General features: G+C 60.6%; 20 protein-coding genes, 1 tRNA gene and 1 pseudogene. 14 read left to right on the forward strand and 8 right to left on the reverse strand.

Going from position 1 to position 21,695, the window contains the following annotated elements; translation table 11 throughout:
• The 7 genes from LG31_RS21665 to LG31_RS0115330 form a co-directional block, all read left to right on the forward strand.
• Positions 1–235: hypothetical protein (locus tag LG31_RS21665; protein WP_238567529.1), on the forward strand; the 235-nt coding region annotated here is incomplete at its 5' end.
• Between the two features lie 416 nt (positions 236–651).
• Positions 652–1,575: a LysR family transcriptional regulator gene (locus tag LG31_RS0115305; RefSeq protein WP_033115308.1), complete on the forward strand. Its 924-nt coding sequence runs from the start codon at positions 652–654 to the stop codon at positions 1,573–1,575.
• A gap of 135 nt (positions 1,576–1,710) precedes the next feature.
• Positions 1,711–2,838 carry an ABC transporter substrate-binding protein gene (locus LG31_RS0115310; protein WP_033115309.1) on the forward strand — a complete coding sequence of 376 codons (1,128 nt, stop codon included), beginning with the start codon at positions 1,711–1,713 and terminating at the stop codon, positions 2,836–2,838.
• Positions 2,839–2,882: 44 nt separating this feature from the next.
• Complete coding sequence (locus LG31_RS0115315; RefSeq protein WP_033115310.1) at positions 2,883–3,881, forward strand: ABC transporter ATP-binding protein; 999 nt, start codon at positions 2,883–2,885, stop codon at positions 3,879–3,881.
• Positions 3,878–4,831, forward strand: a complete 954-nt coding sequence (locus LG31_RS0115320) for an ABC transporter permease (protein ID WP_033115311.1) — start codon at positions 3,878–3,880, stop codon at positions 4,829–4,831. The genes LG31_RS0115315 and LG31_RS0115320 overlap by 4 nt, the downstream gene beginning before the upstream one ends.
• On the forward strand, positions 4,821–5,618 hold the full coding sequence (locus LG31_RS0115325; protein WP_033115312.1) for an ABC transporter permease: 798 nt from the start codon (positions 4,821–4,823) through the stop codon (positions 5,616–5,618). The genes LG31_RS0115320 and LG31_RS0115325 overlap by 11 nt, the downstream gene beginning before the upstream one ends.
• 19 nt (positions 5,619–5,637) lie before the next feature.
• Positions 5,638–7,068, forward strand: coding sequence for a gamma-aminobutyraldehyde dehydrogenase (locus LG31_RS0115330; RefSeq protein WP_033115313.1), 1,431 nt, complete (start codon positions 5,638–5,640; stop codon positions 7,066–7,068).
• 126 nt (positions 7,069–7,194) lie between these two features.
• Here the strand turns inward: LG31_RS0115330 and ychF are convergent, their stop codons facing one another.
• The 7 genes and pseudogenes from ychF to lolB all read right to left on the reverse strand — a co-directional run bounded on the left by ychF (position 7,195) and on the right by lolB (position 13,860).
• A complete protein-coding gene (ychF, locus tag LG31_RS0115335) occupies positions 7,195–8,286 on the reverse strand; it encodes a redox-regulated ATPase YchF (RefSeq protein ID WP_033115314.1) in 1,092 nt (363 codons plus the stop codon).
• Positions 8,287–8,347: 61 nt separating this feature from the next.
• A complete protein-coding gene (gene pth / locus LG31_RS0115340; RefSeq protein ID WP_033115315.1) occupies positions 8,348–8,938 on the reverse strand; it encodes an aminoacyl-tRNA hydrolase in 591 nt (196 codons plus the stop codon).
• A gap of 193 nt (positions 8,939–9,131) precedes the next feature.
• Entirely contained in the window at positions 9,132–11,120 is a 1,989-nt protein-coding gene (locus LG31_RS0115345; RefSeq protein WP_033115316.1) for a bifunctional metallophosphatase/5'-nucleotidase, read from the reverse strand.
• A 101-nt stretch (positions 11,121–11,221) separates the two neighbouring features.
• The gene (locus LG31_RS0115350; RefSeq protein WP_005343846.1) at positions 11,222–12,169 is read right to left on the reverse strand and encodes a ribose-phosphate pyrophosphokinase; all 948 of its coding nucleotides are present in this window, start codon (positions 12,167–12,169) and stop codon (positions 11,222–11,224) included.
• A 188-nt stretch (positions 12,170–12,357) separates the two neighbouring features.
• Positions 12,358–12,432 (reverse strand) — tRNA-Gln (locus LG31_RS0115355).
• A pseudogene (ispE, locus tag LG31_RS0115360) lies at positions 12,412–13,282 on the reverse strand (4-(cytidine 5'-diphospho)-2-C-methyl-D-erythritol kinase). Before ispE ends, LG31_RS0115355 begins: the two are co-directional and overlap by 21 nt.
• The gene (gene lolB / locus LG31_RS0115365; protein ID WP_033115318.1) at positions 13,282–13,860 is read right to left on the reverse strand and encodes a lipoprotein insertase outer membrane protein LolB; all 579 of its coding nucleotides are present in this window, start codon (positions 13,858–13,860) and stop codon (positions 13,282–13,284) included. Before lolB ends, ispE begins: the two are co-directional and overlap by 1 nt.
• A 126-nt stretch (positions 13,861–13,986) precedes the next feature.
• On the opposite strand from lolB, the gene hemA reads away from it, so the two are divergent.
• The 7 genes from hemA to LG31_RS0115400 all read left to right on the forward strand — a co-directional run bounded on the left by hemA (position 13,987) and on the right by LG31_RS0115400 (position 21,136).
• Positions 13,987–15,243 (forward strand): glutamyl-tRNA reductase, encoded by a 1,257-nt coding sequence (gene hemA, locus LG31_RS0115370; protein WP_033115319.1) that lies wholly within the window; start codon positions 13,987–13,989, stop codon positions 15,241–15,243.
• Positions 15,244–15,298: 55 nt separating this feature from the next.
• On the forward strand, positions 15,299–16,387 hold the full coding sequence (prfA, locus tag LG31_RS0115375; protein WP_033115320.1) for a peptide chain release factor 1: 1,089 nt from the start codon (positions 15,299–15,301) through the stop codon (positions 16,385–16,387).
• Positions 16,388–16,448: 61 nt separating this feature from the next.
• A complete protein-coding gene (prmC, locus tag LG31_RS0115380; RefSeq protein WP_033115321.1) occupies positions 16,449–17,288 on the forward strand; it encodes a peptide chain release factor N(5)-glutamine methyltransferase in 840 nt (279 codons plus the stop codon).
• A 57-nt stretch (positions 17,289–17,345) separates the two neighbouring features.
• Positions 17,346–17,735, forward strand: coding sequence for a SirB2 family protein (locus tag LG31_RS0115385; protein ID WP_084059652.1), 390 nt, complete (start codon positions 17,346–17,348; stop codon positions 17,733–17,735).
• Positions 17,736–17,747: 12 nt separating this feature from the next.
• Positions 17,748–18,548: a SirB1 family protein gene (locus LG31_RS0115390; RefSeq protein ID WP_033115322.1), complete on the forward strand. Its 801-nt coding sequence runs from the start codon at positions 17,748–17,750 to the stop codon at positions 18,546–18,548.
• Between the two features lie 104 nt (positions 18,549–18,652).
• Entirely contained in the window at positions 18,653–19,507 is an 855-nt protein-coding gene (kdsA, locus tag LG31_RS0115395) for a 3-deoxy-8-phosphooctulonate synthase (protein WP_033115323.1), read from the forward strand.
• A 348-nt stretch (positions 19,508–19,855) separates the two neighbouring features.
• Positions 19,856–21,136, forward strand: coding sequence for a dicarboxylate/amino acid:cation symporter (locus tag LG31_RS0115400; protein ID WP_033115324.1), 1,281 nt, complete (start codon positions 19,856–19,858; stop codon positions 21,134–21,136).
• Positions 21,137–21,235: 99 nt separating this feature from the next.
• On the opposite strand, the gene grcA is transcribed toward LG31_RS0115400, so the two are convergent.
• Entirely contained in the window at positions 21,236–21,616 is a 381-nt protein-coding gene (grcA, locus tag LG31_RS0115405; protein ID WP_033115325.1) for an autonomous glycyl radical cofactor GrcA, read from the reverse strand.
• Positions 21,617–21,695 lie beyond the last annotated feature (79 nt).

The raw sequence follows: 21,695 nt of genomic DNA on the forward strand, positions 1-21,695 counted from the left end.
CCAACTGAGCTACATAGCCAACCTTGCTTCCGGTGAGTCGTTACCTCGTCACCGTGCGGGCCGAATTATGCGTATCTGGCTCTGGGGCGTCAACCATTTTTTTGCCAGAAAAACTCAATTTGAGTGCGTTTGGCCAGTTATTGGTCTCTGTTGCGCAAAAGCCCAACAATCTGCATTTTTTTACGTCATCTCCTGCTTTGGTGTAACGGCAAAAGATAAAAACGCAGGCTCGTGAGGGTTGCCTTGCCATAGGGTAGAGAGGAGAGGAAAGGGGACTGCTACTGGGAGAGAAGAGTGTGTGGCTCCTTTCTATATCGTCCAGTTGCTACTTTTTAAATCAATATCTTATTCGATGATCGCTTGCAGCAGCTTGGTCTTGTGGGGATTTGCCGCTACAAACGGGTCAACAGGGAGATTTTTGGCATGCCACTGACATTTCAGAGGCGCTTTTTGCGGTTTTGAGTGCTGCTAGCGTAGACGCGCTCCCCGATTGCAATATGGGTTGTTGTCATTTGAGTTCCATATAAGTGGCTTCTGGCCGACAAGCCGGGAGTGAACGTCATTTTTGCGAGCCGTCTCACCCCTCTTTCCCCTGACGCAACCCGGTCAAGTCGGTAAGCTTGGGAGAGTCACCAAAGGCAAGGACGCCCGATGAACTTCACTTTTCGCCAGATCCGCTATTTCGTGGCCGTTGCCGACAGTCTGTCGGTGAGCCGCGCAGCCCAGGAGCTGCACATCTCCCAGTCCGCCGTCACCGGCGCCATTCGCGAGCTGGAGGAGGGGGTGGGCGCCACCCTGTTCGAGCGTGGCCCGCGCGGAGTGACGCTCACCCCTCAGGGCCACCAGTTTCTGCTCCATGCCCGGCGCATCCTCGGCGCCATGAGCGATGCGGCCCACTCCCTGAAAGGAACCGCACGCGAAGAGGAGGGGAGCCTCACCATAGGTGTCACCAGTCTGGTGGCGGGTTACTACCTCTCCGATGCCCTCGGCCGCTTTCGCCGCCTCTTTCCGGCAGTGCATATAGAAGTGAAAGAGGATGAGCAGGCGTTTCTCGAGCACCAGCTGGTCAATGGCGAGATCGACGTGGGGCTCTTGATGACCAACCGCACCATCCGCCACGAGGCGTTCGATACCGAGTTGCTGACCCGCTCACCGCTACGGCTCTGGCTGCCGGTCAATCACCCTCTCTGCGCCCAGCCCTCCATCTCGTTGACCGAACTGGCCAACGAGCCGCTCATCGCCCTCACCGCCGACCAGATGGAGCAGGTGATTCAGGCTGGACTGCGTCGTTATGGCCTGCGGCCGCGCATCGTGCTGCGCACCGGTTCGGTGGAAGCGGTGCGCAGTCTGGTGACCAGCCATCTCGGTCTGGCCCTGCTGCCGGATTTTGCCTACCGCCCCTGGTCGCTGGAGCAGGAGCGGGTGGAGGCGCGGGAGATCAAGGAGCCGATCCCCGCCATCGATATCGGACTGGTGTGGCGACGTGGCTCGCGTCTGCCGTGGGCGGCGCGCGAATTTATTGAAATAGCCAAGGAGCAGGGGCGGCTGCGCGCCCGGCTCGGGCCGGCTAGATAGGGTTCATACGACGTCGATATCACTTTTCCCGATAGCTTGGCCCCTGAAAATTGAAATTCTCATTGCTCTCTCCTTCCCCTACGCTCACTCAAGCGTTAACAGGATGTTAATTCACTACTGGAGAAGGAGATCACCATGAGACTGACTGCACTCTGTCTCGGATTGCTGGCGTCATCCCTGCCGCTGCACGCAGCGCAGAAAGGGGAGGGACAGGTCGACATTGTCGCCTGGGCCGGCTACGTGGAGCGGGGCGAAACCGACAAGAACTATGACTGGGTGACCGGTTTCGAGCAGGCTACCGGCTGCAAGGTGACGGTGAAGACCGCCGCCACGTCGGACGAGATGGTCGCCCTGATGAATGAAGGGGGCTTCGATCTGGTGACCGCCTCGGGAGATGCCAGTCTGCGTCTCATCGCCGGTGGCAAGGTGCAACCCCTTGATCTGTCGCGCATCCCCAGCTGGAGCAAGGTTGATCCCCGTCTGCAAAATGCCCCCTGGCACACGGTAAACGGCAAGCACTACGGCGTGCCCTACCAGTGGGGATCCAACGTCCTGATGTACAACACCAAGGTCTTCCCCAAGGCGCCCGACTCCTGGTCCGTGGTGTTCGAAGCCCAGACCCTGCCCGATGGCAAGCCCAACAAGGGGCGTATTCAGGCCTTTGATGGCCCCATCTATATCGCCGATGCCGCTCTCTATCTGATGACGCACAAGCCGGAGCTGGGGATCAAGGATCCCTACGAGCTGAATGAGGATCAGTACAAGGCGGCGCTGGAGCTGCTGCGCCAGCAGCGGCAACTGGTTGGTCGCTATTGGCACGATGCCTTCGTGCAGATCGACGACTTCAAGAATGAAGGGGTAGTGGCGTCGAGTTCCTGGCCCTTCCAGGCCAATACGCTGGCCGCGGACAAGCAGCCGGTTGCCACCGTGGTACCCAAAGAGGGGGTCACCGGCTGGGCCGATACCACCATGCTGCATGCCGAAGCCAAACACCCGGTTTGTGCCTATCAGTGGCTTGAACACTCTCTCGACAACAAGCTGCAGGGGGATCTCGCCTCCTGGTTTGGTTCCGTGCCTGTGGTTCCCGCGGCTTGCCAGGGTAATGCCCTGCTTGGCGCCGAAGGGTGCAAGACCAACGGGGCTGACAACTTCGCCCGGGTGCACTTCTGGCGTACCCCGGTCAGCCAGTGCAAGAGCCAGGGAACCTGCGTCCCTTACTACCGCTGGGTCTCCGATTACATCGCCATTCTTGGCGGCCGCTGACACGTCCGGGCCGGCTTGCCGGCCCCTCACTCTGGAGTCAATTCATGCACGCAGTTCAGTTTGAACGGGTGAGCCGTCACTATGGCGCCGTCAAGGCGGTGGACGAGGTGTCGCTGGCCATCGCGCCGGGGGAGTTCTTCTCCCTGCTGGGGCCGAGCGGTTCCGGCAAGACCACCTGTCTGCGGATGCTGGCCGGGTTCGAGTACCCGACCGGTGGCACCATCCGTCTCTTTGGCGAGGAATGCTCGACGCGTCCACCCTACGAGCGCCCTCTCAATACCGTCTTTCAGGATTACGCCCTCTTTCCCAACATGAATGTGCGGGACAACATCGCCTACGGGCTGATGATCAAGGGGATCGACAAGGCCACCCGCCACCGCCGTGCCGACGAGATGCTCGAACTGGTGCGCCTGCCCGGGGTGGGGGATCGCCGGCCGGGTCAGCTCTCTGGTGGCCAGCGCCAGCGTATCGCCATCGCGCGCGCGCTCATCAACCAGCCGCGGGTGCTGCTGCTGGATGAACCGCTCGGCGCCCTCGATCTCAAGCTGCGCGAGCAGATGCAGCTCGAACTCAAGGCGCTGCAGCGCCAGCTTGGCATCACCTTTATCTTCGTGACCCACGATCAGCAGGAAGCGCTCTCCATGAGCGATCGCATCTGCATCTTCAATCAGGGTCGCATCGAGCAGGTCGCCTCTCCCGAGACCATCTACGACACGCCAGCCACCCCCTTCGTGGCTCGCTTTGTCGGCAGCGTCAACCTGTTCGAAGGGGAGGCCGCCCACCGTCTCACCGGCCAGAGCGGTCAGGTGATGGTGCGCCCGGAGCGGATCCGGCTCGCCACGGCCGGAGTGCCCGGTTGGTCCGGCGAGGTGCGTGAGGTGGAGTATCTCGGCCCCTATGTGCGCTATCGGGTACGCATCGACAGTGACATCGAACTCATCGTCAACCACCCCAACGAGGGACAGGCGCGCCTGCCGCTCGGGGAGCGGGTCTCGCTAAGCTGGGCGGCGCCTGCCGTGCACGCTCTGGGAGCGACCCCATGAACAGTGCGAGTCTGACCATGCCAACCGTGCTTCCCCGTGCGCCGCTGCGTCGGCGCCTCTCGAACCTGCTTTATGGCCGCTCCGGTCTGCTGCTGGGGATCCTGCTCGGGCCACCCCTCATCTGGCTTGGCCTTATCTATGCCGGCTCCCTGCTGATGCTGCTCTCCAACTCCTTTTTCGGGCTCGACGAGTTCAGCGGCCAGATCCGCCACGAGTTCACCTGGCAGAACTTTATCGATCTGGCGCGCCCCGAGAATCGGGATGTGATCCTGCGTACCGTCACCATGTCTCTGTTGGTGACACTGGCCTGTGCCCTGATCGCCTTTCCCATTGCCTATTACATGGCGCGCTACACCAGAGGGCGGCAGCGGGCTTTTTTCTACATCGCCATCATGCTGCCGCTCTGGTCGAGCTATCTGGTGCGGGTCTACGCCTGGAAGCTGATCCTCGCCAAGGAGGGGGCGGTGAACTGGCTGGCGGGTCAGCTGGGGCTGGACGGGGTGTTGCAGGCGCTGCTCAGTCTGCCGGAGATTGGCGGCCCCTCGCTGTCGTTTTCACGGATCGGCACCTTTATCGTCTTCGTCTATGTCTGGCTCCCCTTCATGATCCTGCCCATTCAGGCAGCCGTGGAGCGGATCCCTCTCTCCCTTATCGAGGCGAGCGCCGATCTCGGGGCCACTCCGGGGCAGACCTTCCGTACCCTGCTGCTGCCGCTGGCGCTGCCGGGGGTAGTGGCCGGCTCCATCTTCACTTTCTCGCTGACCCTTGGCGACTACATCATCCCGGGCATTATCGGCAACTCCACCCTCTACATCGGTCAGGTGGTCTACATGCAGCAGGGCACGGCGGGCAACCTGCCTTTCGCCGCGGCCTTCTCGCTGGTGCCCATTCTCATCATCGCCGTCTATCTGATGGTGGCAAAACGTCTGGGGGCTTTCGATGCGCTTTGATCAACCGGGTCGTACCCTGCGGGTGGCCGCCTATGGCGGGCTCGCCTTCCTGCACTTTCCGATCCTCTTTATCTTTCTCTATGCCTTCACTACCGAGAGCAAGAGTTACCAGTTTCCGCCACCGGGCTTTACCCTCCACTGGGTCGCGGTGACCTTCGAGCGTCCCGATGTCTGGCGCGCCATCCAGCTCTCGCTGGAGGTGGCGAGCCTTGCCACTCTGGTTGCCCTGCTGTTGGGGACGCTGGCAGCCGCCGCCATCGCCCGCAGCCGCTTCTTCGGTCAGGAGATGGTCTCGCTGATGCTGATCCTGCCTATTGCCCTGCCGGGGATAGTGACCGGTCTGGCGCTGCGTTCGGCCTACGGTGCGCTGGAGATCCCCTTCAGCTTCTGGACCATCGTCATCGGCCACGCCACCTTCTGTGTGGTGGTGGTCTACAACAATGCGCTGGCCCGTTTTCGCCGTACCAACCGCTCGCTCATCGAGGCATCGATGGATCTCGGGGCCGACGGTTTCCAGACCGTGCGTTACGTCATCCTGCCCAACATCGCCACTGCGCTGCTGGCGGGCGGCATGCTGGCCTTTGCCCTCAGCTTTGACGAGGTGATCGTCACCACCTTTACCGCCGGCCAGCAGACCACGCTGCCCATCTGGATGTATCAGGAGCTGATCCGGCCGCGAGATCGCCCGGTCACCAACGTGGTTGCCCTTATCATCGTCGCCGTCACCACGGTGCCGATCCTGCTCGCCTATTACCTGACCCGCGATGGCAACGACGCCGTGCGCTAATTACCAAGGAAGGTTATTCATGAACATTTCGACCCAGCAACTTATCGACGGCCAGTTTGTGACAGGGGAAGGTCCGAGCGAACCGGTACTCAACCCCGCGACCGGTGAGCTGATTGTCCAGCTGCCGGAGGCATCCTTCGAGCAGGTGAGCCGCGCCGTCAACGCCGCCCAGCGCGCCTTTGGCACCTGGCGCCACACCACGCCGGCGACCCGCAGCAACCTGCTGCTGCGCCTTGCTGCCGCCATCGAGGAGCGGGCCGAGGCCTTCGCCGCCATCGAGTCCCTCAACTGCGGCAAACCCTATGCGGCCGTGCTGGGTGACGAGCTGCCGGCGGTAGTCGACTGCTTCCGCTTTTTTGCCGGTGCCGCCCGCTGTCTGCACGGGCCGCTGGCGGGCGAGTACCTCGACGGTCACACCAGCATGATCCGCCGCGATCCCATCGGGGTGGTGGGCAGCATCGCCCCCTGGAACTACCCGCTGATGATGGCCGCCTGGAAGATTGCCCCCGTGCTGGCGGCCGGCAATACGGTGGTGCTCAAGCCATCGGAGCAGACCCCGCTGAGCGCCCTGTTGCTGGCGGAGATTGCCAGCGAGATCTTCCCGCGCGGGGTGATCAACATCATCTGCGGCCGTGGCGAGAGTGTGGGCGCGCCGATGGTGGAGCATCCGCTGGTGCGGATGGTGTCGCTCACCGGCGATATCGCCACCGGCCAGAAGATCCTGCAGAGCGCGGCGCGCACCATGAAGCGTACCCACCTCGAACTGGGTGGCAAGGCGCCGGTCATCATCTTTGACGATGCGGATCTTGATGCGGTTGTGGCTGGCATTCGCACCTTCGGTTTCTACAATGCCGGGCAGGATTGCACCGCCGCCTGCCGCATCTATGTGCAGAACAAGTTGCACGACCGCTTCGTCGCTGCCCTGACCGATGCGGTCTCATCCATCAAGGTGGGTACCCAGTATGAAGAGGGGGTCGAGATGGGGCCGCTGATCTCCGATCGCCAGCGCCATCGGGTAGCGAGCTTTGTCGAACGGGCCGTCACCAGTGGCCATATGGAGGTGACCACCGGCGGGCGGATGCGCCCCGGCAGCGGCTTCTTCTACGAGCCGACCCTGATCGTGGGGGCCCGTCAGGAGGACGAGATCGTGCGCCGCGAAGTGTTCGGCCCCGTGGTGTCGGTGACCCGTTTCAGCGACGCCGAGCAGGTGGTGCAATGGGCCAACGACTCCGACTATGGCCTTGCCTCTTCGGTCTGGACCCGGGATCTGGGGCTGGCCCACAAGGTGGCAGCCGGGCTTCAGTATGGCTGCACCTGGATCAACACCCACTTCATGCTGGCCACCGAGATGCCCCACGGCGGGATGAAGATGTCCGGTTACGGCAAGGATCTCTCCCTCTACGCGCTGGAGGATTACACGGTACCGCGCCACATTATGGTCAAGCTCTAGCAATCGGCTATGAGTCACGGCTTTGTGAAAGCGGCAAGGCCGCGTTGCCAAGCGCAAAAGAAAAAGCCCATCCGTTGCCGGATGGGCTTTTGTCGTCCCGGGCCGCAAACTGCGGCCACCGCAGGATTAGACGTTGAACAGGAAGTTCATGATATCGCCATCTTTGACGATGTAGTCCTTGCCTTCGGCGCGCATCTTGCCCGCTTCTTTGGCGCCCTGCTCACCCTTGTAGGTGATGAAGTCTTCAAAGGCGATGGTCTGGGCGCGGATAAAGCCCTTCTCGAAGTCGGTGTGGATCTTGCCAGCCGCTTGCGGGGCAGTGGCGCCGACCGGAATGGTCCATGCACGCACCTCTTTCACACCAGCGGTGAAGTAGGTCTGCAGATTCAGCAGCTGGTAGCCGGAGCGGATAACACGGTTCAGACCAGGCTCTTCGATGCCAAGGTCTGCCATGAACTCGGCGCGATCTTCGTCGTCCAGCTCGGCGATGTCAGCTTCGATGGCGCAGCAGACGACCACGACAACCGCGTTCTCGGCGGCTGCGATCTCGCGCACCTTGTCCAGATAGGGATTGTTCTCGAAACCATCTTCCGCCACGTTGGCGATGTACATGGTGGGTTTGAGGGTCAGGAAGTTGAGGTGGCTGACAGCGGCCAGCTCTTCCTTGTCCAGCTTCATGCCACGGATCATCTGGCCGTTTTCCAGCGCAACCTTGATCTTCTCCAGGGTTTCGACTTCCAGCTTGGCATCCTTGTCGCCGCCCTTGGCGCGCTTGGACTGACGGTGAATGGCGCGCTCGCAGGCGTCCAGATCCGACAGGGCCAGCTCGGTGTTGATCACTTCGATGTCGTCGGCAGGGGAGACCTTGCCGGCAACGTGGATGATGTTTTCGTCGTCGAAGCAGCGCACAACGTGGCCGATCGCTTCGGTTTCACGGATGTTGGCCAGGAACTGGTTGCCCAGACCTTCACCCTTGGAGGCACCGGCTACCAGACCGGCGATGTCGACGAATTCCATGGTGGTAGGCACAACGCGCTGCGGATTGATGATGGCCGCCAGCTGGTCGAGGCGGGGATCCGGCATCGGCACCACACCGGTGTTCGGCTCGATGGTGCAGAACGGGAAGTTGGCGGCTTCGATACCGGCCTTGGTCAGCGCGTTGAACAGGGTGGATTTGCCTACATTGGGCAGGCCCACGATACCGCATTTAAAACCCATGGATTGTTACCTTACTTGATGGATGCTGTGAGGCTCGCCCGCAGGCGGCCCGTGTCATGCTTTATTCGGCCTTGAAGCTGTGCAGCCGGTTCATGGCCTTGGTCATATCTTGTTTGAACAGGATGTCGGTGGCACGCAGGGACTCGTCCAGTGCGGCGTCGATCAGGTTCTGTTCACTGCTGGGCGCCTTGGTCAGCACGAAGCCGGCGACCAGCTCCTTGGCTCCGGGATGGCCGATCCCGAGGCGCAGCCGGAAGAAGTTATTGTTGTTGCCCATCTTGGCGATGATGTCCTTGAGGCCGTTATGGCCGCCGTGACCACCACCCTGCTTGAACTTGGCGATGCCCGGGGGCAGATCCAGTTCATCATGGGCCACCAGAATCGCTTCCGGCTCAATCTGATAAAAACGCGCCAGAGCGGCGACCGCCTTGCCGGAGAGGTTCATGTAGGTGTTCGGGATGAGCAGTCGCACATCCTGCCCATCAACCAGAATGCGGGCAGTATGGCCGAAGAACTTGGGCTCTTCGCGCAGGCTGACATTGTGCCAGCGGGCCAGTTGCTCCACATACCAGGCGCCCGCATTGTGGCGGGTTTTGGCATATTCCGGGCCGGGATTGCCCAGTCCGACGATCAGTTTGATTTGGCTTGTCACGCTTGATGTCTTCACTCGCAGCTGCCATGGGCACACTACCCAGGGCAATAGGACGCAATATTCTAGCCGCCGAGTGGCGATCACTCAACCAATGTGCATGTTATGGCGGGATTTGAGCGATTTTGGCGGCCAATGGATGACAAACGGGCCTCTTGCGAGAGGCCCGTTCTCTGTCGATTTGCTGATGACCCGGTTATTTGGCGCGCAGCAGGGTGACAGTTTCCTCATCCAGAGCGGTCAGAGTGGGGCGGGCATCGCGCACATACTCCACGAAGGAGGCGGCATCGGTACCGCAATCGACCCCGGCTGCTTTGCAGTCGAGGGATTTGCCCGGGGCATAGACGGCGCCGAGCAGCTCGCCGTTTTGTGCCACTTTGAGCACCGGGAAGGCGGTCAGCTTGCCGTTGACGCTGGCGATGTCGACCCGCTCGCTCTTCTGACGCTGGGCATTGGCCAGTGCCTGCCAGCCGTCGTTGCCGTTGGCGCTGTAGGCGTTCATCACCACGCGATAGTGCTGACTATCCACCAGATCCTGCCACTCGCCACTCGCCGTCTTGTGCTGCAGTTGGGTCAGGGTGCCCGCCTTGCCTGCGTTGGTCTCCTGAAAGGTGTAGCGCAGGTGGCCACCATAGGGGAACTTGCCGGCATGGGCGCTGGCGGGCAGGGTGGCGGTGATGGTCTCGGTCAGCAGGGCGCGCACCTCGGCGCCGGTCAGGGTCAGCACCGCGAGCTGGTTTTTGAACGGCAGCAGGGTGAGGGAGCTGTCTCCCTCGCGCCACTCGCCGGCCGGCAGCTCGGCGCGCACGCCACCCACCGCCACCAGTGCGAAGTCGACCGGACCGCCTGTCAGGGCCTGAACAGCCGGGGTATTGGCCCAGTAGAACTCCCCTTCGGCAACCAGCGGTGCCACGTCGGAGCCATGGCTGTCGCTGCCGTTGTCGCCGGGGCGACGGGCATTTTGCAACTGCTCGGGAATGGTGCCGATCACCGGGCCATAGGCTTTCTCCAGCGCCGGTTTGTAGTGGCTGTCGATGATGCCGCGCAGGCGGGGATCTTCATCCACGGTGACCAGATTGGGCTGGTTGTCGATGAACTGGCTCGCCTCCTTGCTGCGGTTCTCGTCGAGGGGCTGCTTGCGCGCCGCATCGGCGAAAAAGTCGCGGCTGGCCAGCAGGCTGTTGTGGCCCTGACAGTCGGTCACATGACCCTGACCATCAAAGCTCACCTGCGCCAGACCAATGGCCTGGGCGTAGGAGCCAGCCTGCACCACGCAGGTCTTGCCGATGCCGTCCGGGTTGGTCACCAGCTTGGCGTATTCACCTGTGTTGCCCCAGCCGATATTGCGAAAATCGCCGAGCAGGCTGTGGGAGTGGCCGCCGACGATGGCATCGATGCCGTTCACCTTGGCGGCCAGCGCCAGATCCCGTTCATTGCCGATGTGGGTGAGCGCCACGATCTGGTGGATCCCTTTGGCTTGCAGCATGTCGACCGTGGCCTGGGCCGATTCAACTTCCTTGGCAAAGCGCAGCTTGCCGACGTTGGGGGCGATGTTGCCCATATCTTCCAGCACCAGCCCGATAACGGCGACCAGCTGCTTGCCTTGCGGCAGGTTATTGATGTCGGTGACCGGGCTCTTCTGGTTGCCGTCAAAGGCATAGACAGTGAAAGGCTTGAGATTGGCCACTTTGCTGAGGGCGGGATCGTCCTTGGTGTCGAGGTTGGCGGCCAGCACCGGGAAGTTGACCCCCGTGATGAAGCGGGCCAGCTTCTGGTTGTCGAGATCGAATTCGTGGTTGCCAAGGGCCATGGCATCGAGGCCGAACTGATTGAGCAGCTCGGCGTTGGCCATCCCTTCGTTGAGCTTGAAGTAGCCGCTGCCCTGCCAGGCATCGCCGCCGTGCAGCAGCAGCATGGCGTGGTTTTGGGCCAGCGCATCGGCCTGATAGGCCTTGGCCATGGTCAGCAGCCGCGGGTAGCCGCCGAAACGGGTGTAGAGGGTATCCGTCTTCCCCTCTTGGGCAAAGATATGCCCCTTCAGCTCGGCGTTGACCGGGTCAAACTGGGAGTGGGTATCGTTCATGTGAGCCAGAGTCAGCACGAAGGGCTGATTTTCTTTGGCAGGCTGACAGGCGAAGAGGGCGGAGGTCAGGGTCGCAAGCAGGAGGGGGCGCAAGCCATTCATGGGTAAATCCTTAACACCTGCCACAGGCAGGGTCGTACATATAGCCGGGGTCTATAAAGACGAAAACCGCCTGATGGCGGTTTTCGTTATTGCTGAATCTATCAATGCTCAAACATGGCAGAGATGGACTCTTCGTTGCTGATGCGACGAATGGCTTCGGCCAGAACAGTCGAGAGGGTCAGCTGTTTGACTTTGCCGACCGCCTTCATCTCCGCGGTGAGCGGGATGGAGTCGGTGATGATCAGTTCGTCGATCACGGAGTTCTTGATGTTCTCGACGGCAGAACCGGAGAAGACCGGGTGGGTAGCGTAGGCGAATACACGCTTGGCACCACGCTCTTTCAGGGCTTCTGCAGCTTTGCACAGAGTGCCGCCGGTATCGATCATGTCGTCAACGATGATGCAGTCGCGACCGGCAACGTCACCGATCAGGTGCATAACCTGGGAGACGTTCGGGCGGGGACGACGCTTGTCGATGATGGCGATGTCGGTATCGTCCAGCAGCTTGGCGATAGCGCGTGCACGCACGACGCCGCCGATGTCCGGCGATACAACGACAGGGGACTCGAGGTTCTTGGACTTCATGTCTTCCAGCAGCACCGGGCTACCGAATACGTTGTCTACCGGAACGTCGAAGAAGCCCTGGATTTGCTCGGCATGCAGGTCAACGGTCAGCACGCGATCCACACCCACGCTGGAGAGGAAGTCAGCGACAACCTTGGCGGTGATGGGCACACGGGCGGAGCGGACGCGACGGTCCTGACGGGCATAACCAAAATAGGGGATTACGGCAGTGATACGGCCAGCTGAAGCACGACGCAGTGCATCCACCATGACGATCAATTCCATCAAATTGTCGTTGGTCGGGGCACAGGTGGATTGAATGATGAAGATATCGCCACCGCGTACATTCTCGTTGATCTGTACGCTGATCTCGCCGTCGCTAAAGCGACCTACGGCAGCATTGCCGAGTTTGATAAACAGGCGATCTGCGATCTTCTGGGCTAGTTCCGGCGTTGCGTTACCAGCAAACAGCTTCATGTCAGGCACGGTTTGAAACCTCGGGGTTGCATCCAGTATGTGGGGGGAGTCTGAAATCAGACCCTTATCGTTTTGGGGCAAACGATTTAGCCAGACAACGAGCAAGGGAATAGCCGCATCGGGATGGCAGAAAGGGGGGTGAGCCCTGCGACGTGGGCGAGCACGACATCGCCCGCGTCACTGCCATCAGATCAAATTGGCTGGGGTACTAGGATTCGAACCTAGGGATGGCGAGATCAAAACCCGCTGCCTTACCGCTTGGCGATACCCCAATCATTTGAATTGTTGCAAAGTAACGAGGAGTGGTGATATGTTCTCGCCCTTGGCAACAAACCCATCCAGCCCCTTCGGCACTCTGGCCAACACTTCCCGAGCAGTCACTTCGTCTTCAAACTGAGCAAAGACGCAGGCTCCTGTGCCCGTCATTCTTGACGGCGCGTATTCTAGCAACCAGCCGAGCGCATTGGCAACCTCGGGGTGGCGCTTTTTCACGAGCGCTTCGCAATCGTTTTTCCACTCCCCCTCCATCAGGTTGTGCAAAGCCATCTTCGGCGTGGCTCTGGGCAGATCCGGATCCTGGAACACGACAGCGGTTGCCACATGGCAATCCGGCTTGAGCACCAGATACCATGACTCGGGCAATTCGACCGGTTGCAGTCGCTCGCCAACCCCCTCGGCAAAGGCTGCCTTGCCACGGACAAAGACCGGCACATCGGCGCCCAGCTGCACCCCAAGCGCTGCCAGTTCATCTTCGTCAAGACCAGCCTGCCAGAGGTGGTTGAGAGCAACCAGCGTGGTGGCCGCATCGGACGAACCGCCGCCGATACCCCCCCCCATGGGCAGCACCTTCTCCAGCCGGATATGGGCTCCCTGCGGGCTGGGCAGCCTTGCCTGCAGCAGGCGGGCGGCACGGATAATGAGGTTTTGCTCATCCGGTACGCCGGGAATGGCCGGGCTCAGGGTGAGGGTGTCGTTATTTGGAATCACCTCGAATTCGAGCCAGTCACCGTGGTTGAGGAAGATGAACAGGGTTTGCAGCTCGTGGTAGCCATCCGGACGACGGCCATTGACGTGCAGGAACAGGTTGAGTTTGGCCGGTGCCGGCCAGCGTGTGGAAGCCATTAGCGTGCAAGAGTCCATTGGTTGATCTGAAGCTTGAGGCGGCTGCCCTGACCGGTCATGGTCAGCTGGTGGGGCAGGCGGTAGCCATCCTGATCCCGGTAGTCGCCATAGACGATCTGCCACTGGCCGTCACGCACCCGGGCCAGACTGCTGTCGGGGTTGAGCTCGAAGTCGGCCTCGCCCGGCAGCCCCTTGATCCACTCCGGCAGACCGGCGACCGGAATGTTCCAGCCGGTGAGCTGATAGATCAGCCCTTCGGCATCTTGGCTCTGGTGACGCTTGCCCTCGCTGTCGATCAGGGTGATTTCGCCCTTGCTGCGGGAGAGCTCGAGAATGCTGGTGCCGATCAGGCTGGTGAGGTTGAGCCGATAATCATCGCCATCCTGCTGCCAGTTGAGGCGGGCGCTGCCCTTTTGCTGGGGAGTGATGATGGCCATCTTGCCGGAAAGCTCCCAATGGGTGAGCTGTTCGAGGCGGGTTCGTTCCTGATCCCAGTTAACCTGGGCCCGCTGGGGCTGAGTGGTGGCACAACCGCCAAGGATCAGCAGGCAGGCGAGGGTAAAAATACGTAGCAGCAAGAGAAGGCTCCAGAGAGAGGAATTTGCCACAGTATACGGGGCGGCCGTATTGCTTTTAAAGACTTACCCTTTCTCGTACAATTGGCAGCCTTTGCACCCAGCGTATGAAATGATCGTCGCCCACTCATGAGTTTGCTTGCCCTCGGAATCAACCACAACACCGCCAGTGTCGCCTTGCGGGAGCGGGTCGCCTTTGGTCCGGACTGCATCGATCGCGCCTTGCGTGAGCTGGTGAACCAACCCGGCATCAACGAGGCGGTGATCGTCTCCACCTGCAACCGGACCGAGCTTTACTGCAATCTGGCCGGTGAGCAGCAGGGCGAGGTGCTGCGCTGGCTGCAGCAGTTCCACGGGCTGGATGCGGCCGAGCTGGTCAGCGCCATCTACCAGCACCATGACGAAGAGGCGGTGCGCCACCTGATGCGGGTGGCGTGCGGACTCGACTCGCTGGTGCTGGGTGAGCCGCAGATCCTCGGCCAGATCAAGCAATCCTACGCCCATGCCCAGCAGGCGGAGTCGGTGAAGGGGGCGCTGGAACGGCTGTTCCAGAAATCTTTCTCGGTGGCAAAAAGAGTGCGCACCGATACCGAGATTGGCGCGAGCGCCGTGTCGGTGGCGTTTGCTGCCGTCAGCCTGGGTCGGCGGATCTTCTCCGATCTTTCCCAGACCAAGGTGCTCTTGGTCGGTGCTGGCGAAACCATCGAGCTGGTGGCCCGTCATCTGCGCGAACAGAACGTGACCCAGATGATGGTGGCCAACCGGACTTTGCAACGGGCCCAGACCCTGGCTGCCGAATTTGGCGCCCAGGTGATGACGCTCGAAGAGATCCCCGATTACCTGCACGAGGCGGATATCGTCATCAGCTCGACCGCGAGCCCGCTGCCCATCATCGGCAAGGGGATGGTGGAGCGTGCTCTCAAGGCGCGCCGTTTTCGTCCCATGTTTCTGGTCGATATCGCCGTACCGCGCGACATCGAGGCGGAAGTGGACGAGCTCTCCGACGCCTACCTCTACACGGTGGACGATCTGCAGGGGATCATCGAGCAGAACCTCGAGACCCGCAAACGGGCCGCGGCACAAGCCGAGGTGATCGTGCAGGAGGAGCGCGACGAGTTCATGGGCTGGTATCGCGGCCAGAGCTCGGTTGATCTCATTCGCGACTACCGCCAGCAGTCCCAGCAGGTCGCTGACGAGGAGTTGCAACGCGCCCTGCTGGCACTGGCCCAGGGCGAGAGTGCCGAGCAGGCGCTCAAGGCGATGGCCCATCGCCTCACCAACAAGTTGATCCATGCGCCGACCCAGGCCCTGCGCCAGGCGGCCTCCCAGGGCGACGAGAGTGCGCTGTCCCGTCTGCGGCAGGCACTGGGGTTGTCACAAGAGTAATTTTTCGGGGCTACCATGCTGGTGGTCCCGTCCTCCATTTGAGATTGCAAGAGTTATGAATCCGTCACTGATCAGAAAGCTGGAAGGCCTCATCGAGCGCCACGAAGAAGTTCAGGCCATGCTCGGCGAGCCCGACGTGGTCTCGGATCAGGAGCGCTATCGCGCCCTGACCCGTGAATATGCCCAGCTGGAAGATATCGTTCACGCCTTCCAGCGTTTCCGTCAGGCGCAGGATGATCTGGAGACGACCCAGATGATGCTGGAAGAGGATGATGCCGACCTGCGCGAGATGGCGCAGGAGGAGCTGCCGCTCGCCAAGGCCAATCTGGAGGCGCTGGAGCAGGAGCTGCAAGTGATGCTGCTGCCCAAGGATCCCAAGGATGACAACAACTGCTATCTGGAGATCCGGGCCGGGGCCGGCGGTGATGAAGCGGCCATCTTTGCAGGCGACCTGTTCCGCATGTACTCCCGCTTTGCCGAGCGTCAGGGCTGGCGTGTCTCCATCGTCAGCTGCAACGACGGGGAATATGGCGGTTACAAGGAGGTCATCGCCAAGATCGACGGCGAGCGTGTCTACGGTCGTCTCAAGTTTGAATCCGGTGGTCACCGGGTACAGCGGGTGCCGGAGACCGAATCTCAGGGTCGGGTGCACACCTCCGCCTGTACCGTCGCTGTACTGCCGGAAGTGCCGGAAGCCGAGCAGATCGAGATCAACCCCTCCGATCTGAAGATCGACACCTTCCGCGCCTCCGGTGCCGGTGGTCAGCACGTCAACAAGACTGACTCGGCCATTCGGATCACCCACCTGCCGACCGGGCTGGTGGTGGAGTGTCAGGACGAGCGCTCCCAGCACAAGAACCGCGCCAAGGCGATGTCGGTACTCTCTGCCCGCCTGCAGGCGGCTGAGGATGAGCGCCATCGCGCCGCCGAGCAGAGTACCCGCCGCAATCTGGTGGGCTCCGGTGATCGTTCCGAGCGCATCCGTACCTACAACTATCCGCAGGGCCGTCTCTCCGAACACCGCATCAACCTTACCCTGTACCGCCTCTCCGAAATTTTGGAAGGGGATCTGGACTGTGTTATCACGCCGCTGGTGCAGGAGTATCAGGCCGACCAGCTTGCCTCGCTGGCCGAGAGCAATTGATGCAAATGCTGAACCGGCAAGCTCGCATTCAGACGTGCCTGATTAAAGTAGGACGGCACTGATGCAGATCCAGCAGGCTCGTGCCCATATCATGACTGTACTGGCAGGGGGAGAGTCCCCTCGCGCCGATGCCGATGTGCTGCTCTGTCATCTGCTCGACTGCCGGCGCAGCTATCTGATGACCTGGCCCGAGCGCGAGCTGGATGTCGCCCAGCAAGCCACCCTGCAGACGTGGCTGGCCCGTCGTCTCAATGGCGAGCCCATTGCCCATCTCGTTGGCGAGCGGGAGTTCTGGTCGCTGCCGCTGAAAGTGAGCCCGGCGACCCTGATCCCGCGCCCGGATACCGAAGTGCTGGTGGAGCAGGCGCTGGCGAAGATCCCGCAAGGGCCCTGCGCCGTGCTGGATCTCGGCACCGGTACCGGCGCCATCGCGCTGGCCATCAAGTCCGAGCGACCCGAGCTCGATGTATGGGCGGTGGATCGGATGGTGGACGCTGCCGCTCTGGCGCGCGAGAACAGCGCGGCGCTGGGATTACCCATCGAGGTGCGGGACGGCAGCTGGTTTGCTCCGCTCGATGAGCAGGCTCCCCGTTTTGCGGTGATTGTCTCCAATCCCCCCTATATTGATGGCGCCGATCCCCATCTCGAGCAGGGTGATGTACGCTTTGAACCGCGCTCGGCGCTGGTGGCGGACGAAGCGGGGCTGGCGGATATCCGCCATATTGCGGCCCATGCCCCGGCCCATCTGCACAGCGAAGGGTGGCTGCTGCTGGAACATGGCTGGGATCAGGGGATGGCGGTGCGCCAGCTGCTGCAGGATTTCGGCTATCGCAGCGTAACCACAGTGCGCGATTACGGGGAGAACGAGCGGGTTACTCTGGGCATGTGCCCGACCAGCTGACTCCCTTTACTACCGGTTTGACGGGCAGGGGCGCGGCCTCTGCATCGAGGATTGATATTGAATAGCTATCTTGTGCTCAAGCATCTGCATCTCACCCTGATTGGCGGGGCCGTGCTGATGTTTATGCTTCGTTTTTACTGGGTTCAGGCCGGTTCTGGCCGGGCGTTCAGCGCACCCGTGCTGAAAACCAGCGGTCTGCTCAACGGACTGGTGGTGCTCTCCGGTGTACTGCTCTGTGTGGTGCTGGGTCTCAACCCGCTCAATAACGGTATTCCCTGGCTTAGCGAGAAGCTGACGGGGATCCTGGTATTGGTCTTTCTGGCGGCGATGGCGCTGCGGCTGGCCAAAAGCAATCTGGTGCGCTGGTGCTCCTTTCTGGGGGCGCTCGGCTGGATCTACTTTATTGCCAAGTTGGCAGTGCTCAAACAGGCGAGTTTGTTCGGTTAAGGCATGAAGAGCATGTTACGTATAGACGAATGGACCGATTTTGAAGCCCATGAGCTGACCGAGCTGGCCCTGGCGGTCAGCGACGAAATCTATGGCTCGGCCGAGCAGGGGATCCGCGAGCTGCAGCTGCTGGACGAGTGGCTGGATGAGCAGATCGAAGAGGGCACCTGCGACGAGGTGCGCCAGCAACTGCTGCGCGGTTTCTATCAGAGCCTCGGGTTTTACGGCGACTGGCAGGATTACTTCTCGGCCGACAATTGCGACATCAATCAGGTGTTGCTGCAGCGCAAGGGGATCCCGGTCAGTCTCGGCATTCTCATCATCCAGCTGGGACGCAAGCTCGGGCTCGATGTGGAGGGGATCTGCTTCCCGGGTCACTTCCTGGTGAGCTTTGCCGGCGGTGAGGGGGAGGTCTATGTCGATCCCTTCACCGGCGATGAGCTGAGCCTGGCCCGTATCGAACTGCTGCTGCGCGGCGCGCTCGGCGATCTGGCCACCCTGACCCCGGATTACCTGCAGCCCTCTGGTCAGTGGGAGATCATCGAGCGGCTGCTCAATGTCAGCAAGGGTGCCCTGCTGCGGGAAGACCGCATGTCCGAGGCGCTGCGCTGCAGCGAGTTGTTGCTGCGGATGAAGCCCGGCGATCCGCTGGAGACGCGGGATCGCGGCTTTATCTACGAGCAGCTGGATTGCCCCCGTCAGGCTGCCGACGACTTTGAATACTTTATTGAACAGTGCCCGGACGATCCGGTAGCCGACGTGCTGAAAGTGCAGCTGGCTGCGCTGGATTTGACCCCCAAGCCCCTCCATTAAGGATGGCTTGGCACTGCAACAGAAGAATATCCAGGCCGCTGCGCCCGGTCGCAACGGACTAACTTGGCTTCAGGCCCCAAGACCCATAATTAAGGATGTCTTAGATGGAACAGAAGAATATCAAGATCAACGAGCTCAACGTTGCCAATGACAAACCGTTCGTGCTGTTTGGCGGCATGAATGTGCTGGAGTCTCGCGACATGGCGATGGCGGTGTGCGAGAAGTACGTGGAAGTGACCAGCAAGCTGGGCATCCCGTTTGTCTTCAAGGCGAGCTGGGACAAGGCGAACCGTTCCTCGATCCACTCCTATCGTGGCCCGGGTCTGGAAGAGGGGATGAAGATTTTCCAAGAGCTGAAAGCGACCTTCGGCATGCCGGTCATCTCCGATCTGCACGAGCCCCATCAGGCCAAGCCGGTCGCCGAGGTGGTTGACGTCATCCAGCTGCCCGCATTCCTGGCGCGCCAGACCGATCTGGTTGAGGCGATGGCCCGTACCGGCAACGTCATCAACATCAAGAAGCCACAGTTCCTGAGCCCAAGCCAGATGAAGAACATCACCGACAAGTTCGAGGAGTGCGGCAATGATCGCCTGATCCTGTGCGAGCGCGGCGTCAACTTCGGTTATGACAATCTGGTGGTGGACATGCTGGGTCTGGGCGTGATGAAGAAGAGCACCGGTGGCTATCCGGTTATCTTCGACGTGACCCACTCCCTGCAGTGCCGCGACCCTCTGGGTGCCGCATCCGGCGGTCGCCGCGAGCAGGTCACCGAGCTGGCGCGTGCCGGTATGGCGGTTGGTCTGGCCGGTCTCTTTATCGAATCCCACCCGGATCCGAAAATTGCCCGTTGCGATGGCCCGAGCGCGCTGCCGCTCGACAAGCTGGAAGGCTTCCTCAAGCAGATGAAAGCGATCGACGATCTGGTCAAGGGCTTCGAGCCGCTCGATACTTCTGTCTGATTGGCTCCATAACGCTGGTTAAGACTGACAAGGCCCCGCATGCGGGGCCTTGTCATTGGTTCAATCCCCTCTGTTTTCCTCTCATGTCAGACTGCTTCCCCCTCATTGCGTACCACCCACCAATTAATAATCGGTGAATAAATATTTATAAATGGTTACTAATGTTGCGTGATCAGTGTCGCTTAACTCCATTTTTTAACATGAGATGATGGCGCTACAGTCACCAGAGCGCGGCATCAGCCGATCCAGGATTCGTTACGTCTCCTGCGGGTTGCTTTTGCCTGATGCATCGGGGCTGCATACCAATAAAACAGAACAACACACCGACAACGGAAGGGATTAAGCAGCATGAGTAAAAAGATTATGGGCAGCCTCTATTTTCAGGTACTGCTCGCAATAACCCTCGGGGTATGTCTTGGCCACCTCTACCCGCAATTGGGGGCCGACATGAAACCCCTTGGCGATGGTTTCGTCAAACTGATCAAGATGATTATTGCCCCCGTCATCTTCTGTACCGTGGTGACAGGGATTGCAGGTATGGAGAGCATGAAGGCCGTAGGCAAGACCGGTGCCATCGCCCTAGTCTATTTCGAGGTGGTCAGCACCATCGCCCTGATCATCGGGTTGTGCGTGGTGAACCTGCTGCAGCCGGGTGCCGGCATGAACGTTGATCCGGCCGCACTGGATGCCAGCACCATCGCCGTCTATGCCGAGCAGGCCAAGTCACAGGGGATCATTCCATTCCTGCTCGACATCATTCCGGGTAGCGTGATCGGTGCCTTTGCCAGCGGTAACATCCTGCAGGTGTTGCTCTTTGCCGTGCTGTTTGGCTTCTCCCTGCACCATATTGGTGAGAAGGGGAAAATTATTTTCGGGGTCATCGAGAGCTTCTCGACTGTCATCTTCGGCATCATCAACATGATCATGAAGCTGGCACCGGTAGGGGCATTTGGTGCCATGGCATTTACCATCGGCAAATACGGGGTGGGTTCTCTGGTGCAACTGGGCCAGCTTATCGCCTGCTTCTATATCACCTGTCTCTTCTTCATCTTTATCGTGCTGGGCAGCATCGCCAAAGCATCCGGTTTCAGCATCTTGCGCTTCATCTCCTATATCCGCGAGGAGCTGCTGATCGTGCTGGGAACCTCCTCCTCCGAGTCAGCGCTGCCGCGCATGCTGGACAAGATGGAGAAGCTGGGTTGCCAGAAATCGGTAGTAGGGCTGGTCATTCCGACTGGTTACTCCTTCAACCTGGATGGCACCTCCATCTATCTGACCATGGCCGCTATCTTCATCGCCCAAGCGACCAATACCCCGCTCGATCTGTTCCATCAGATCACGCTGCTGGTGGTGCTGCTTATCTCCTCGAAAGGGGCGGCCGGGGTCACCGGGAGTGGCTTCATTGTGCTGGCTGCGACCATCTCCGCAGTTGGCCACCTGCCGCTGGCCGGTCTGGCGCTGATTCTGGGGATCGACCGCTTCATGTCGGAAGCACGGGCGCTGACCAACCTGATTGGCAACGGGGTTGCGACCGTGGTGGTGGCAAAATATTGCAAGCAGCTGGATGTGAAGAAAATGGAGGGCGTGCTGGGCCGCAAGGGCGGGGTTCTGGAAACCGAAAAGGTGTAACTGAGCCTGTCAGGCTGAACGCAACGCAATAAAAAAACGGCCCTCGGGCCGTTTTTTACTGACATCCATGGATGTCATCACTTCATGACAGAGCGGGAATTACAGGCTCTGGGTGAAGGTACGGGTAACAACGTCACGCTGCTGTTCCGGGGTCAGGGCGTTGAAACGCACTGCATAGCCTGAAACGCGGATGGTCAGCTGCGGGTACTTCTCCGGGTTGGCGATGGCATCTTCCAGAGTTTCGCGACGCAGCACGTTGACGTTCAGGTGCTGGCCACCTTCAACGGCAGGTTCAGCCTGAACCGGCAGTTCACGGTATTCGAACTGACCCAGATCAGCCAGTTGAACTTCCTGATCGGCAGCAAAGGCGTCGCCTTTGACACAGATGCAGCGAGCCTGTTGCTTCTCTTCGTCCAGCAGCCAGAAAGAGTTCAGCAGAGCGGTGTTGGCGGCCTGGGTGATTTGAATGCCTTTGATCATGGTATGACTCCTCAATGGGAACGCGAATCCAACTGTAAGGAAATTACCCTGATGTATTTAAGCTACCGAGGATGTCGAC

The organism is Aeromonas lacus (assembly GCF_000764665.1).
Lineage (GTDB): Bacteria > Pseudomonadota > Gammaproteobacteria > Enterobacterales > Aeromonadaceae > Aeromonas > Aeromonas lacus.

Excerpts from the sequence above, each read along its gene's own strand:
- LG31_RS0115305 (WP_033115308.1), top strand. The coding sequence starts at position 652 with ATGAACTTCACTTTTCGCCAGATCCGCTATTTCGTGGCCGTTGCCGAC.
- LG31_RS0115310 (WP_033115309.1), top strand. The coding sequence starts at position 1,711 with ATGAGACTGACTGCACTCTGTCTCGGATTGCTGGCGTCATCCCTGCCG.
- LG31_RS0115315 (WP_033115310.1), top strand. The coding sequence starts at position 2,883 with ATGCACGCAGTTCAGTTTGAACGGGTGAGCCGTCACTATGGCGCCGTC.
- LG31_RS0115320 (WP_033115311.1), top strand. The coding sequence starts at position 3,878 with ATGAACAGTGCGAGTCTGACCATGCCAACCGTGCTTCCCCGTGCGCCG.
- LG31_RS0115325 (WP_033115312.1), top strand. The coding sequence starts at position 4,821 with ATGCGCTTTGATCAACCGGGTCGTACCCTGCGGGTGGCCGCCTATGGC.
- LG31_RS0115330 (WP_033115313.1), top strand. The coding sequence starts at position 5,638 with ATGAACATTTCGACCCAGCAACTTATCGACGGCCAGTTTGTGACAGGG.
- ychF (WP_033115314.1), bottom strand. The coding sequence starts at position 8,286 with ATGGGTTTTAAATGCGGTATCGTGGGCCTGCCCAATGTAGGCAAATCC.
- LG31_RS0115345 (WP_033115316.1), bottom strand. The coding sequence starts at position 11,120 with ATGAATGGCTTGCGCCCCCTCCTGCTTGCGACCCTGACCTCCGCCCTC.
- hemA (WP_033115319.1), top strand. The coding sequence starts at position 13,987 with ATGAGTTTGCTTGCCCTCGGAATCAACCACAACACCGCCAGTGTCGCC.
- prfA (WP_033115320.1), top strand. The coding sequence starts at position 15,299 with ATGAATCCGTCACTGATCAGAAAGCTGGAAGGCCTCATCGAGCGCCAC.
- prmC (WP_033115321.1), top strand. The coding sequence starts at position 16,449 with ATGCAGATCCAGCAGGCTCGTGCCCATATCATGACTGTACTGGCAGGG.
- LG31_RS0115390 (WP_033115322.1), top strand. The coding sequence starts at position 17,748 with ATGTTACGTATAGACGAATGGACCGATTTTGAAGCCCATGAGCTGACC.
- kdsA (WP_033115323.1), top strand. The coding sequence starts at position 18,653 with ATGGAACAGAAGAATATCAAGATCAACGAGCTCAACGTTGCCAATGAC.
- LG31_RS0115400 (WP_033115324.1), top strand. The coding sequence starts at position 19,856 with ATGAGTAAAAAGATTATGGGCAGCCTCTATTTTCAGGTACTGCTCGCA.
- grcA (WP_033115325.1), bottom strand. The coding sequence starts at position 21,616 with ATGATCAAAGGCATTCAAATCACCCAGGCCGCCAACACCGCTCTGCTG.